The organism is Sphingomonas sp. 179-A 2A2 NHS (assembly GCF_045371305.1).
In the GTDB taxonomy this organism is placed as follows: Bacteria; Pseudomonadota; Alphaproteobacteria; order Sphingomonadales; family Sphingomonadaceae; genus Sphingomonas.
On record NZ_JBIQDE010000004.1, the window covers coordinates 131,995 to 144,248 of the forward strand.

Annotated in this window: 14 protein-coding genes; 8 read left to right on the forward strand and 6 right to left on the reverse strand. The window is 65.3% G+C overall.

Going from position 1 to position 12,254, the window contains the following annotated elements:
• Positions 1-15: 15 nt before the first annotated feature.
• Together ruvX and ACH0AE_RS10030 are read right to left on the reverse strand one after the other, a co-directional pair.
• The gene (gene ruvX, locus ACH0AE_RS10025) at positions 16-474 is read right to left on the reverse strand and encodes a Holliday junction resolvase RuvX (RefSeq protein WP_294441656.1); all 459 of its coding nucleotides are present in this window, start codon (positions 472-474) and stop codon (positions 16-18) included.
• Positions 471-1,571: a DUF3089 domain-containing protein gene (locus tag ACH0AE_RS10030; protein WP_294441655.1), complete on the reverse strand. Its 1,101-nt coding sequence runs from the start codon at positions 1,569-1,571 to the stop codon at positions 471-473. Before ACH0AE_RS10030 ends, ruvX begins: the two co-directional genes overlap by 4 nt.
• Positions 1,572-1,654: 83 nt before the next feature.
• On the opposite strand from ACH0AE_RS10030, the gene gatC reads away from it, so the two are divergent.
• Genes gatC through gatB form a run of 3 tightly spaced genes read left to right on the forward strand, consistent with a single transcriptional unit; the run spans position 1,655 to position 4,993 of the window.
• Positions 1,655-1,957, forward strand: a complete 303-nt coding sequence (gatC, locus tag ACH0AE_RS10035; RefSeq protein WP_294441654.1) for an Asp-tRNA(Asn)/Glu-tRNA(Gln) amidotransferase subunit GatC — start codon at positions 1,655-1,657, stop codon at positions 1,955-1,957.
• A gap of 60 nt (positions 1,958-2,017) precedes the next feature.
• Entirely contained in the window at positions 2,018-3,502 is a 1,485-nt protein-coding gene (gatA, locus tag ACH0AE_RS10040; protein WP_294441653.1) for an Asp-tRNA(Asn)/Glu-tRNA(Gln) amidotransferase subunit GatA, read from the forward strand.
• Between the two features lie 27 nt (positions 3,503-3,529).
• A complete protein-coding gene (gatB, locus tag ACH0AE_RS10045) occupies positions 3,530-4,993 on the forward strand; it encodes an Asp-tRNA(Asn)/Glu-tRNA(Gln) amidotransferase subunit GatB (RefSeq protein WP_294441652.1) in 1,464 nt (487 codons plus the stop codon).
• 49 nt (positions 4,994-5,042) lie between these two features.
• Here gatB and ACH0AE_RS10050 read toward each other — a convergent pair whose 3' ends face one another.
• From ACH0AE_RS10050 to ACH0AE_RS10060, 3 genes are all read right to left on the reverse strand, one after another.
• The gene (locus tag ACH0AE_RS10050) at positions 5,043-6,179 is read right to left on the reverse strand and encodes an epoxide hydrolase family protein (RefSeq protein WP_294441651.1); all 1,137 of its coding nucleotides are present in this window, start codon (positions 6,177-6,179) and stop codon (positions 5,043-5,045) included.
• Positions 6,180-6,183: 4 nt separating this feature from the next.
• A complete protein-coding gene (locus ACH0AE_RS10055) occupies positions 6,184-7,230 on the reverse strand; it encodes a phosphotransferase family protein (RefSeq protein WP_294441650.1) in 1,047 nt (348 codons plus the stop codon).
• Between the two features lie 89 nt (positions 7,231-7,319).
• On the reverse strand, positions 7,320-8,258 hold the full coding sequence (locus ACH0AE_RS10060; protein ID WP_406875716.1) for a hydrogen peroxide-inducible genes activator: 939 nt from the start codon (positions 8,256-8,258) through the stop codon (positions 7,320-7,322).
• A gap of 142 nt (positions 8,259-8,400) precedes the next feature.
• Here ACH0AE_RS10060 and ACH0AE_RS10065 point away from each other — a divergent pair, with 142 nt between their 5' ends.
• Together ACH0AE_RS10065 and ACH0AE_RS10070 are read left to right on the forward strand one after the other, a co-directional pair.
• Positions 8,401-8,946, forward strand: coding sequence for a peroxiredoxin (locus tag ACH0AE_RS10065; protein ID WP_294441648.1), 546 nt, complete (start codon positions 8,401-8,403; stop codon positions 8,944-8,946).
• A 142-nt stretch (positions 8,947-9,088) separates the two neighbouring features.
• Positions 9,089-9,610 carry a carboxymuconolactone decarboxylase family protein gene (locus ACH0AE_RS10070; RefSeq protein WP_294441647.1) on the forward strand — a complete coding sequence of 174 codons (522 nt, stop codon included), beginning with the start codon at positions 9,089-9,091 and terminating at the stop codon, positions 9,608-9,610.
• A 21-nt stretch (positions 9,611-9,631) separates the two neighbouring features.
• Here ACH0AE_RS10070 and ACH0AE_RS10075 read toward each other — a convergent pair whose 3' ends face one another.
• Complete coding sequence (locus ACH0AE_RS10075; RefSeq protein WP_406875758.1) at positions 9,632-10,414, reverse strand: sulfite exporter TauE/SafE family protein; 783 nt, start codon at positions 10,412-10,414, stop codon at positions 9,632-9,634.
• 142 nt (positions 10,415-10,556) lie between these two features.
• On the opposite strand from ACH0AE_RS10075, the gene epsC reads away from it, so the two are divergent.
• From epsC to ACH0AE_RS10090, 3 genes are all read left to right on the forward strand, one after another.
• Complete coding sequence (gene epsC, locus ACH0AE_RS10080; protein WP_294441645.1) at positions 10,557-11,246, forward strand: serine O-acetyltransferase EpsC; 690 nt, start codon at positions 10,557-10,559, stop codon at positions 11,244-11,246.
• Positions 11,246-11,587: a DUF2794 domain-containing protein gene (locus ACH0AE_RS10085; protein ID WP_294441644.1), complete on the forward strand. Its 342-nt coding sequence runs from the start codon at positions 11,246-11,248 to the stop codon at positions 11,585-11,587. The genes epsC and ACH0AE_RS10085 overlap by 1 nt, the downstream gene beginning before the upstream one ends.
• A gap of 113 nt (positions 11,588-11,700) precedes the next feature.
• Positions 11,701-12,195, forward strand: coding sequence for a hypothetical protein (locus tag ACH0AE_RS10090; protein ID WP_294441643.1), 495 nt, complete (start codon positions 11,701-11,703; stop codon positions 12,193-12,195).
• The last annotated feature ends 59 nt before the right edge of the window (positions 12,196-12,254 follow it).

A 12,254-nucleotide genomic window follows, 5' to 3' on the forward strand; every position in this document is an offset into this window, starting at 1 on the left:
ATCATCGCCATCTGCTCAGGCCTGCGTCAGCGCATCGATCGCTGCCTGCAGGATGTGGGCGGCAGCGAGGCTGTCGATCCGCTCTGCCCGCTTTGCGCGGCTCATGTCCTGCTCGATCATCACGCGCTCCACCGCGACGGTGGACCAGCGCTCGTCCCACAGAAGGATCGGCCCGAGATCGGCGATGTTGCGGGCAAAGGCGCGAGTCGATTGGCTGCGTGGGCTTTCGCTGCCGTCGAGATTGAGCGGAAGGCCAAGGACGATGCCGGCGACCTGTTGCGCCGCGATCAGATCGGCAAGCGCGGCCTTGTCCTGCGTGAACTTGCGCCGCTTGATGAGCGGGGCAGGGCTGGCGAAGGTCCAGCCCGCATCGCACAGCGCGGTGCCGATCGTCTTGGTGCCGAGATCGAGCCCGATCAGGCGCCCGCCGCTCGGCAGAGCGTCGCGAAAGTCGGCGACGGTGGGGGTGATCATCGTGCCGCCAGCCGGCGTGCGACGTCGGCGCGCACATTCGCCCAGAACAGGCTGTAGTCGTAGACGTGATAGTTCTTGCCGGGGAGCACGTAAGGCCCCACGTCCGGCCCGTCGCCGATCAAGAGGAAGCCGCGATCGGCGCAGCGCGCGGGGACGCGGCCTGCCTCGATGCGGGCGCTGCCAAGGTCTTGGGCCGGGAACAGCGTGCCGACGTTGGCGCTGGCAGGGGCTGCAGCATCCGCCGTGCCGGTCAGCGGGTTCGTACAGACGAGTTTGCTTCCGCGGCGTGGCTTGCCATCGAAGCCGATTGTCTTGTCATAGGTGTCGATGACCAGTGAGGGATCGGCCGGCTCTCCGAACGTCGACCACGAAAGAATGCAGCCCCGCTGATCGGCGCGGGTACATTCAGGGAGGCCCATGGCGGCAAGATCGTTGCTGCGGCTGACGGGCCACCCGACGACATAGGCGGCGATCACGCGGCGGGCGAGCGGGGTGCCGGAGACCTTGTCCTTCAACAAGTGCGATAGATGAAGCGCACCCTGGCTATGGCCCGCTAGGATGATCGGCCGATCGGGGCCGATCTGACGGAGGAACGCCGCGAAGGCCGCCTGGATGTCTCCATAAGCGAGGTTCAGGGCGCGCTGCGCGTCGGCCGCATCGGTCAGGAACGAGCCGAAGGTCGCTTGGCGGTAACGCGGCGCCCAGATCTCGCCCGCTTGGTTGAAGGCGCTAGCCTGGCCGCGCAGGAAGAGGGCCGCGCGATCATTGGCCTCCTGATTGTCGAGCGGCGCGTTCCAGTGATCATCGCTGATATAAGACGTCGGGTGGATGAAGAAGATCGCCGCGCCCCCCGGCGCAGCACGGGGCTTGTATCCTTCCGGTACCCAGAGGGCGGGGTTGCCTGCACGGCCAGGGCGGGCGAGCCACATGCCGGGCCTATCATAGGCATTCTCCGCGACCTTCTTCTGCGGCTCGAATGGGCGGTCGGGAACGAAGGTCCAGCGGATCAGATCGTTGCCCCAGATTCGATACACGACGGCGCCGGCGAGGACGAGCGCGATGAGGAAGGCAATGACGTAAAGGAACTTGCGGGCCATGGCCCCGGCGCCTGCCCCAGCCGGGCCTCTCGCGCAACAGTGCGCCATTGCCTTGCGCAGCGCAGCAATGGTAGCGCGCCGACATGTCCGTAGATACCGCCACCGTGAAGAAGGTCGCCAGCCTTGCGCGCATCGCGATCGACGATGCCCATGCCGAGCGGCTCGTGCCCGAGCTCAACAACATCCTGGGTTGGATCGAGCAACTGGGCGAAGTCGACACCAGCGGGGTCGAGCCGATGACGGCAGTGATCCCGAACAAGCTGCGTCTGCGCGACGACGTGGTGAACGCCGATCCGCTGACTGGCGGCGGGATCCGCGACGCGGTGCTCGCTAACGCGCCGCAGGCCGAGCACGGCTTCTTCACTGTGCCCAAGGTGATCGAGTGACCGCTTGGTCCGCCCCTATCGCGCCTGCGACGGCCTGCACTCTTTGTTCGAGTTTCGACCATGACTGATCTTACCGACCTTGGCATTCGCCAGATCCGCGACGGCGTGCGCGACGGGAGCTTCTCCGCGCGCGAAGTGGCGGAGGCTTTCACCAGCGCGGTCAGCGCCGCGAAGGAGCTGAATGCCTTTCTCGTCGAGACGCCGGAGCATGCGCTTGCCGCAGCCGCCGCCGCCGATACCGCGCGCGCCTCGGGCGAGACGCTGAAGCCGCTGGCCGGCGTCCCGATCGGGATGAAGGACCTGTTCTGCACCAAGGGTGTCCCGTCGACGGCCGCGAGCCACATCCTGGAAGGCTTTACGCCGCAGTATGAGTCGACCGTGTCGCAGCGCCTGTGGGACGCTGGCGCCGGGATGCTCGGCAAGCTCAACATGGACCAGTTCGCGATGGGCTCGTCGAATGAGACCAGCGCGTTCGGCAACGTCATCTCGCCGTGGCGGCGCAATGATGGCGGTAATGCCGCGCTGGCGCCGGGCGGATCCTCGGGTGGCAGCTCGGCCGCGGTTGCCGCGCGGCTGTGCCCGGGCGCGACCGGCACCGACACGGGCGGTTCGATCCGCCAGCCGGCGGCATTCACCGGTATCTCGGGGATCAAGCCGACCTACGGCCGCTGCTCGCGTTGGGGCGTCGTCGCTTTTGCGTCCAGCCTCGACCAGGCGGGGCCGATGGCGCGTGACGTGCGTGACTGCGCGATCATGCTGGAGGCAATGAGCGGCTTTGATCCCAAGGACGGAACCTCGCTGGACCTGCCCGTACCGCAGTGGGAGCAGCAGCTTGATGCGAGCCTTAAGGGCAAGCGCGTCGGCATTCCCAAGGAATATCGCGTCGACAACATGCCCGAGGAGATCGAGGCCCTGTGGCAGAGGGGCATCGAGTGGGTGAAGGATGCCGGTGCCGAAGTCGTGGAAGTGTCGCTGCCGCACACCAAATATGCCCTGCCGGCCTATTACATCATCGCACCGGCGGAGGCGTCTTCGAACCTCGCGCGCTATGATGGCGTGCGGTACGGCCAGCGCGACCTGCCGGATGGTGCCAACCTCCAGGCGATGTATGCCGCGACGCGCGCTGCTGGCTTCGGCGAGGAAGTGAAGCGTCGCATCCTGATCGGCACTTATGTGCTGTCGGCCGGCTTCTACGACGCCTATTTCACCCAGGCATCGAAGGTGCGGACGCTGATCGCACGCGATTTCGAGCGCGCGTGGGAGAGCTGCGACGTGCTGCTGACGCCGACGGCGCCGTCGGCGGCGTTCGCGCTGGGCGAGAAGAGCGCCGATCCGCTGGCAATGTACCTCAACGACGTGTTTACCGTGCCGTCGAGCCTCGCCGGCCTGCCGGCGATGAGCGTGCCGGGCGGCCTCGACAAGAACGGGCTGCCGCTGGGGCTGCAGGTGATCGGCAGGGCGCTGGACGAGCAAGGCGTGCTGAACGCGGCGCTGGCGATCGAGGAGCGCGCCGGCTTCACCGCCCGTCCGCAGGCCTGGTGGTAATGATGTTTGAATTCGGGGATCAGGCCAATGGCTGACGCAACCGCACCGTTCCGTATCAAGGGCGCCACCGGCGATTGGGAGGTCGTGATCGGCCTCGAAGTCCATGCCCAGGTCACGTCGAACGCGAAGCTTTTTTCCGGCGCCGCGACCGCATTCGGCGCGGAGCCGAACACCCAGGTGAGCTTGGTCGACGCGGCGATGCCCGGCATGCTGCCCGTGCCGAACCGCGAGTGCATCCGCCAGGCGGTGCGCACCGGCATGGCGATCGACGCGAAGATCAACAAATGGTCACGCTTCGACCGCAAGAACTACTTCTACGCCGATCTGCCGCAGGGCTATCAGATCTCGCAGCTCTATCACCCGCTGGTTGGCGAAGGCGCGGTCGAGATTGAGGACGGCGATACCGTCAAGACGATCGGCGTGGAGCGAATCCATGTCGAGCAGGACGCCGGCAAGCTGATGCACGATCAGCATCCGACGCGCTCCTATGTCGATCTGAACCGCTCGGGCGTGGCGCTGATGGAGATCGTCAGCCGGCCGGACATGCGCTCGCCGGCGGAAGCGGGCGCGTATCTGCGCAAGCTTCGCGCGATCCTGCGTTATGTCGGCAGCTGCGACGGCAACATGGAGGAAGGCTCCATGCGCGCTGACGTGAATGTCAGCGTGCGCCGGCCGGGCGAGGAGTTCGGTACACGGACCGAGACGAAGAACGTCAACTCGGTGCGCTTCGTGATGGCGGCGATCGAGCATGAGGCGAACCGCCAGGTCGACGTGCTGGAGAGCGGCGGGCGGATCGTGCAGGAGACGCGCCTGTTCAACCCGGACACGGGCACGACGCGATCGATGCGTTCCAAGGAGGATGCGCACGACTATCGCTATTTCCCGGATCCCGACCTGCTGCCGCTGGAACTGGACGACGCCTTCCTGGAGGAATGCCGCGCCTCATTGCCGGAACTGCCGGATGCCAAGCGCAAGCGTTACGAGGCTGCCGGTATCACCCCGTACAATGCCGGGGTGCTGACCGCCGAGGTGGAGACCGCGCGCTGGTTCGACGCGCTGCTGGAGGCCGGCGCTGCGCCGGTGGCGGCATCGAACTGGGTGACGGGTGAACTGTTCGGTGCGCTCAACCGCATGGGGAAGGATATCACGGAATCGCCGGTGACGCCAGGCCAGGCAGCCGAGCTGCTGGCGCTGGTGGCCGATGGCACCCTCTCCGGCAGCCTCGCGAAGCAGGTGTTCGAGGTGATGCTGGAGACGGGCGACGCGCCCGGCAAGATCGTCGAGGAGCGCGGGCTGAAGCAGACCAGCGATACGGGCGCGATCGAGGCGGTGATCGCCGAGGTGCTGGCGAAGAACCCGAACCAGCTGGAACAGTATCGCGGCGGCAAGGTGGCGCTGTTCGGCTTCTTCGTCGGCCAGACGATGAAGGCAATGGGCGGCAAGGCGAACCCGGGCGTGGTCAACGAGCTGTTGAAGAAGGCCTTGGGTTGAGGAGATCGTCCATCCTGCCCGTACTAGTCGGGCAGGATGGACGGGCCGGTCAGCGGAGCGTCCGGAACGCGGCGCGCACTTCGTCGACGAACAGTTCCGGCTGCTCGAAAGCGGCGAAGTGGCCGCCGCGGTCGAGCTCGTTCCAGTGGATGATGTTGGGGAATTGCCGTTCCGCCCAGCGGCGCGAGGCCCGGAAGATCTCCTTTGGGAAAATGCTGCACCCGGTCGGGACATTCACCGTCTCGCTCGAGAAGCTGCCGAAGCTTTCCCAGTAGAGCCGCCCGGAAGATGCGCCGGTGCCCGTCAGCCAATAGAGCATGATATCATCGAGCATCTCGTCACGGGTGAGGGCGTTTTCGGGCACGCCGCCGCAATCGGTCCACTCGCGGAACTTCTCGTAGATCCACATGGCCTGGCCGACGGGCGAGTCCACCAGCCCGTAGCCGAGGGTCTGCGGGCGGGTGGCCTGCTGCTGTGAATAGCCGTTGCCGTCCTTCATGTAGTTCTGAAGGCTTTCGAGCGCCGTCTTTTCGCGATCGGTCAGGGTCGCCATGTCCTCCGCGGTCGGTCTCGCCACCACCATGTTGAGGTGAATGCCAGCCACCGATGGATCAGCCGTCGCGCCGATTGCGGTGGTGACGGCCGAACCCCAGTCACCGCCTTGCGCGACGAAGCGATCATAGCCCAGCCGCTTCATCAGCGCGATCCATGCCTTGGCGACGCGAGGCACGGGCCAGCCTTCGGAAGGACGCTGCGAGAAGCTGTAACCGGGGAGCGATGGACAGACCACATGGAAGGCGTCCTCCGCGCGACCACCATGCGCGACCGGATCCGTGAGCGGACCAATGACCTTCAAAAATTCAATCACCGAGCCCGGCCAGCCATGGGTGATGACGATCGGCAGGGCATTGGGCTCAGGCGAGCGCCGGTGGAGGAAGTGAAGCTGCAATCCATCGATTTCGGTGGTGAACTGACCGATGGCGTTCAGCGCGGTTTCGCACCGACGCCAGTCATATCGATGCTGCCAATGATCGACGAGCGCGCGCGCTGCATCAAGCGGGACGCCTTGCTGCCAGCCATCGACGGTTTCGCGCTCCGGCCAACGGGTGCGGGAAAGCCGCTGCTGCAGGTCATCGAGATCGGCCTGCGGCACGGCAAGGGTGAAGGGCGTGATCGCATTGCTCATGATCTTATCCGCGTCGCAAGATGGAGAGCGCCTGTTCGGCGAGCATCGGGGTGCCGTTGATCGCCTCGCCAGCATTCGGCGTCACCCCAGCGAGGGCACGAGCGTAGACGCCCTGGCTGATCGAGGCGAGGCGGAACACGGCGAAAGCGAGATAGAAGTTCCAGTCCTCAATCGCGCCGCGTCTCGTGCGCCGACTGTAAGCGGCGACATACTCTGTCTCGGTCGGGATCCCGCTGGTGGTGAAATCCACCCCTTCCAACGTGCCCCAGCTGGGCGACGTCGAGTGCCACATGAAGCAATTATAACCGAGATCGGCCAGCGGGTGCCCGATGGTCGACAGCTCCCAATCGAGCACCGCGATGAGGCGCGGCTCGGTGGGATGGAACATGACGTTCTCCAGCCGATAGTCGCCATGTGCGATGCCGACCGCCTCGTCCCTCGGAATACGGCCGGGGAGCTCTGCGATCAGCGCCTCCATCGCCGGGATCGGCTGCGTCTCCGCGCCACGATATTGCTTGGTCCACCGGGCGACCTGGCGCTCGAAATAGCCGGTCGGGCGGCCGTAGTCTTCCAGGCCGACGGCGCGGTGATCGACGGAGTGAAGCGCGGCCAGCGTTTTGTTGAGCTGGTCATATACCTCCGCCCGCTCGGCCGGCGACAGATCGGGGAGGGAAGCATCGCGGAAGATGCGGCCTTCCAGATAATCCATGACGTAGAAGGCGGTGCCAATGATCTCGGGATCTTCGCACAGCGCGCGCATGTTCGGCACGGGAACATCGGTGTCGCGCAGCGCCTCCATCACGCGGTACTCGCGGTCCACCTGGTGGGCACTCGCCAGCAACTGGCCTGGAGGCTTCTTGCGCAGGACGTAATCGCCGGCGTCGGTGGAAAGCATGAACGTGGGGTTGGAGGCGCCGCCGACGAACTGGCGGACCTGCATTCCATTGCCGAACCCGTCGACATTGCGATCCAGCCAGGCGGCGAGCTTCGCCTCGTCGAAGCGGTGCCGCTCTGCGACCTCGGTAAGTCGTGCGCCAGACGCCCCGCTCATGCAGCAACCGGCCGTTGATCGTTCATGCCCGCTCTCCTCGCATCGATTTTTGGAACGCGTAGCAAGAAAGCGTCGCGGCGAGCGAGCCCTTAATTCGGCGCGGAGCTCGAGCTGGCAGGGCCGGGGGGTGTCATCGTTCCGGACAATATATCGGCAAGCAGCCGGAAATCCCGCTCGCGCGGGCTGGCACGACGCCAGGCAAGGGCGATCGTCCGCCGCGGATTGTCGCCTGCGAGCGGACGAGCGCAGATGTGCGTGTGATCGAGGATGCCGGCCTTCAGCGCGATCTCCGGCAGCATCGTCACGCCCAGGCCATTGTCGACCATCTGGACGATGGTGTGGAGCGACGTTCCCATCATCGTCGCCTCGGCACGCAGCTCCGGCCGATTGCATGCGGCAAGTGCATGATCCTTCAGGCAGTGACCGTCCTCCAGCAGAAGCAGCCGTGTTTCATCGATGTCGGCCGGCGAGACAGGCGTAACGCCATCAGCCAGCTCGCCTTCCGGAAAGGCGAGGAAGAGGCGATCGTCGAACAGCGGTTGCGTGGTCACTTCGCCGCAGGCGTAGGGCAGGGCGAGCAGCACGCAGTCAGCGCGGCCGTTGTGGAGCGACTCGCAGGCGGCGCCGCTCGGCTCCTCGCGCAGGAACAGGCGCAGATCCGGATAGTCCGCACGGAGCCGCGGCAAGACGCGGGGAAGCAGGAAGGGCGCGATCGTGGGGATGACGCTCATGCGCATCTCACCGGATAGTGGCCTGCCGGCTGCGCGCGCCATGTCGCCAAGCTCTTCCGCCTCGCGCAGCACACGGCGTGCCTTGGCCGCGATCCGCTCGCCAAGCGGGGTGAATCGGACGACCCGCCGCGTTCGCTCGACCAACGTCACGCCGATCAGCGTCTCCAGTTCGCGAATACCCGCCGACAAGGTGGACTGCGTAACGAAGCAGCTGTCTGCGGCGCGGCCGAAATGCCCCTGATCTTTCAACGCGATCAGATATTGCAGCTGTTTCAGAGTCGGTAGGTAAGTGGCCACTAATCGCCTCAATCGATCAACTCACGCGGAATAGCGTGCTTGATCGATTATAAGAACCCCTTATATCGCCTTCCAGAGAGGCGGATCGCCGCCCGGCAAGAGAGGTTGCCCGAGGCCTTAATTTATTCCTGGAGGCCCATTCATGCTCACCGTCGGCGACAAGTTCCCCGCCATCACCGTTCCTGTTCAGCAGGGCACCAATGCGCTTCCCGCGGGCGAGACGCTCGACCTGACGACCGCCTTCCCGGGTAAGTGGAAGGTGCTGTTCTACTGGCCGAAGGACTTCACCTTCGTCTGCCCGACCGAGATCGTCGGCTACAGCCAGCTGAAGGGCGACTTTGAGGATCGTGACGCCGTGCTGATCGGTGCATCGACCGACACCGCCCACGTCCACCTCGCCTGGCGAAAGTCGGACCCGGATCTGGCCGCAGCGGACTTCCCGTGGCTTGCCGATAACGGTGCGAAGCTCGCCGAGGCGCTGGGCATCCTCGATGCTAACGAGCATGTCGCGTTCCGCGCGACCTTCACCATCGATCCGGACAACGTGATCCAGGCGGTGCAGGTCAACGGCCTTAACGTCGGCCGCAACCCGCAGGAGACGCTGCGCGTGCTCGACGCGCTGCAGACGGACGAGCTGTGCCCGTGCAACTGGAACAAGGGCGACGACGTCCTCCAGATCGCGGCCTGAAGCCACACGTCCCCTCCCGCGTGAGGGAGGGGAAAAAAGGAGGGCGTGTCGGCTGGCGCGCCCTCTCTTTTTGCCTGGCGCCGATCGGCGCGGGTGCTTCCCCAATCCTCCGCAGGAGCGGAGGCGTGATGAAAGAGATACCATGTCGCTCAAGGAATTCGCCGGCACGCTGCCGGATTACGCCAAGGATATTCGCCTCAACGTCGGCTCGCTGCTGAACGAGACGATCCTCAACGACCAGCGCAAGTACGGCACTTTCCTCGCCTGTGCGCATGGCAGCGGGCACAAGCCGCTGGTCGAGGCAGCCGAGGCTGAGTGCGCCGACAAGCTTTCGCCCGAAGCTGCCAACGCGGCGCGTGCAGCGGCAGTAGTGATGGCGATGAACAACGTCTATTACCGCTTCACGCACCTCGCGGGGAATCAGGAATACCGGAACATGCCGGCGAAGCTGCGCATGAACGTGATCGGCGCGCCCGGCATCGACAAGGTCGATTTCGAGCTGTTCAGCCTGGCCGTCAGCGCGATGAACGGCTGCGGCATGTGCATCGATTCGCACGAGGCGGTGCTGAAGAAGGCGGGCGTCACCGCCGAGGTGATTCAGGGCGCTGTTCGTATCGCTGCGGTGATGCAGGCGGTCGGCACGGTCCACGCCGCCACCTCCTGATTGTTTCAACCCGCGTCGCTCTTACAGAACGGCGCGGATGAACCCGTAGGTGCTGGTGATGACCAGCACGGTCCCGACCAGGATGAGCATCGTCTTGGTCGGGATTTTCTTTGCCATGATCGCCCCGAACGGCGCCGCGATGACGCCGCCGATGAGCAGGCCGAGCGTAGCCGTCGCGAAATCCTTCAGCCCCAGATGGAATATGAAGGTGGCCGAGACGGTGAGGGTGAGGAAGAACTCCACGGAGTTCACGGTGCCCACCACCTTGCGCGGCTCGACGCCCTGAACAAGCAGGTTCGAGGTAACGATCGGTCCCCAGCCGCCACCGCCAGCCGCGTCGAGAAAGCCGCCGACGAGACCGAGCGGCTCGACGACCTTGGGCTTCTTTGACTTGGGCGGGAACAGCAGGCCGCGCACGAGAAGGTAGATCCCGACTGCGACGAGATAGCCAAGAACGTACGGCTTCACCGTCTCGCCGTCCAGATTGGTGAGCAGGTACGCGCCGGTGATCCCGCCGATCATCCCGGGGATCAATAGCCGCAGAAACAGGCGGCGATCGACGTTGCCGTGGAGCACATGGCTGATGCCCGACACGGCAGTGGTGAATGTTTCGACGATATGGACGTTCGCCGACGCCCGCGCGGGGGCCAGGCCGATGACCGCGACCAGCAGTGTATTGCAGATCACACCGAACGCCATGCCGAGCGCACCGTCGACAATCTGAGCGCCGAAGCCGACCAGGATGAACGGCAACAAGGCCTCGATCGTCGTCAGCGAAAAATCCACACCGGTCCCCTGGGGCATGTTCATTGGTCGCCGCCGGATGGCGCACCGAGCCAAATCCTACAAGATCGCTATGCTTTGCAGCAATAGCGTTCAGCTTTCGCGGTGCTGGAAAACGGCGTTCGGAAGGCCTAGATGCGCGTCACGACTAGGGGAAAGCGTGATGGCGCGATTGGCCGATTATCTCGATTCGATCCGCGCGCGCGATCCCGCGCCGCATTCCCGGCTCGAAATCCTGACCTATCCGGGCGTGTGGGCCCTCGGATGGCACCGCGTGGCGAACCGCCTGTACCGCGCGCGACTGTTCTTCCTTGCCCGTCTGGTGAATCATTTTTCGCGCTTCATGACGGCGATCGACATCCATCCCGGGGCGAAGATCGGGCGCAATTTCTTCATCGATCACGGCTTCGTCGTGATCGGGGAAACGGCCGAGATCGGCGACGACGTCACCATCTACCAATGCGTAACGTTGGGGGGCACGAGCCCGGACAACGGCGTGGCGGGTAAGCGCCACCCAACGATCTCTGACGGCGCGATCATCGGATCGGGCGCGCAGGTGCTCGGGCCGATCACGGTCGGCCGGCGCGCGCGCGTGGGCGCGAACGCCGTGGTGACGCGCGACGTACCCGAGGGCGCGGTGATGGTCGGCATCCCGGCGCGTCCAACGGTGGTTGAAGGTGGAAAGGCGCCGGAACGCAAGTTCATGGCCTATGGCACGCCTTGCTGCGACGGCTTCGATCCGGCGACGCAGAAGGTGGAACTGCTGCGCTGCGAACTGGAAGCGATGAAGAAGCGGCTCGACGCCCTGCTGGAGGAACATGGCGAGCAGCCGCGGGAGCGTGACCGCGCCTGATGGGCGTCGTCACGCCATTTCCGCTTCCGTGGCGCCCCAGCCAGATCGGGTTCGAGCGGCTGGAGCTGAACCGGATCCTCGATCTGTACGGCCGCATGGTGGCAGCGGGTCATTGGAAGGATTACGCCATCGATCTCGGCCGAGACGCTGCGATTTTCGCTGCCTTTCGCCGGTCAGCCGAGCGGCCCGAGTTCCGTATCGAGAAGCGGCCGGCGCTGCGCAACAAGCAGGGGATGTGGGCGCTGGTGGGCGAAGGCGGGCAGGTGGTGAAGCGCGGCCACGAGCTTGGGCCGGTGCTCGCCCCGGTCGAGCGGCGCCTGATGAAGCTCGTCGAGGAATGATGTCAGTCACCGACGCCTTCACTGCCCTAGTGGAGACGTCGACCGGCACGGCAGTTCGATGGCGATACCACGAACCGTGGCGTCATTATCATGACTGGAGTCACCCTCTAGCGATGATCGTCCATCTCGTCGCGGCGGAGCGAGACGGCATCCAAATTCACGACTCCACGGCTGCTGCCGCCTTCGTTCTGTGGCACGATGCGATCTACGATCCTCAAGCGGCCGCCGGAAGGAACGAGGAGTTGAGCGCGGCTTTGTGCCGCAATGACCTATCCGCGCCGGCAATTAGCGTCGAGCGAGCGGTGGCCGCAATCCTCGCGACCGCAGACCACAAGGTGCCTGACGCTGGGAAGTGTCCGGACGGCGCGTTGCTGCTGGATGTCGATCTGGCGATCCTTGGGGCCGAAGCTGACGATTTCGACCGGTATGATGCGCAGATCGCGGCGGAGTACGCCCATGTCGAGCCCGCGGCCTATCGCGCGGGAAGGGCAGGGGTCCTGCGACGCTTTCTGAATCGCGAGCGACTGTACGTCACTGATTGGGCGCGGGCGCGATGGGAAGCCCGGGCGCGGGATAACCTGGCGCGGGCGATCACCCGCCTGGGGTAAGTCCGGTTCGTCTGGGCGCGATGCTGCGTTGGGCAGCGTTGCGGGGGCCGCTGGCGCAG

Excerpts from the sequence above, each read along its gene's own strand:
- ACH0AE_RS10090 (WP_294441643.1), top strand. The coding sequence starts at position 11,701 with ATGATCGTCCATCTCGTCGCGGCGGAGCGAGACGGCATCCAAATTCAC.
- gatA (WP_294441653.1), top strand. The coding sequence starts at position 2,018 with ATGACTGATCTTACCGACCTTGGCATTCGCCAGATCCGCGACGGCGTG.
- ruvX (WP_294441656.1), bottom strand. The coding sequence starts at position 474 with ATGATCACCCCCACCGTCGCCGACTTTCGCGACGCTCTGCCGAGCGGC.
- ACH0AE_RS10055 (WP_294441650.1), bottom strand. The coding sequence starts at position 7,230 with ATGAGCGGGGCGTCTGGCGCACGACTTACCGAGGTCGCAGAGCGGCAC.
- ACH0AE_RS10085 (WP_294441644.1), top strand. The coding sequence starts at position 11,246 with ATGGGCGTCGTCACGCCATTTCCGCTTCCGTGGCGCCCCAGCCAGATC.
- ACH0AE_RS10075 (WP_406875758.1), bottom strand. The coding sequence starts at position 10,414 with ATGCCCCAGGGGACCGGTGTGGATTTTTCGCTGACGACGATCGAGGCC.
- ACH0AE_RS10050 (WP_294441651.1), bottom strand. The coding sequence starts at position 6,179 with ATGAGCAATGCGATCACGCCCTTCACCCTTGCCGTGCCGCAGGCCGAT.
- ACH0AE_RS10065 (WP_294441648.1), top strand. The coding sequence starts at position 8,401 with ATGCTCACCGTCGGCGACAAGTTCCCCGCCATCACCGTTCCTGTTCAG.
- epsC (WP_294441645.1), top strand. The coding sequence starts at position 10,557 with ATGGCGCGATTGGCCGATTATCTCGATTCGATCCGCGCGCGCGATCCC.
- gatB (WP_294441652.1), top strand. The coding sequence starts at position 3,530 with ATGGCTGACGCAACCGCACCGTTCCGTATCAAGGGCGCCACCGGCGAT.
- ACH0AE_RS10030 (WP_294441655.1), bottom strand. The coding sequence starts at position 1,571 with ATGGCCCGCAAGTTCCTTTACGTCATTGCCTTCCTCATCGCGCTCGTC.
- ACH0AE_RS10070 (WP_294441647.1), top strand. The coding sequence starts at position 9,089 with ATGTCGCTCAAGGAATTCGCCGGCACGCTGCCGGATTACGCCAAGGAT.
- gatC (WP_294441654.1), top strand. The coding sequence starts at position 1,655 with ATGTCCGTAGATACCGCCACCGTGAAGAAGGTCGCCAGCCTTGCGCGC.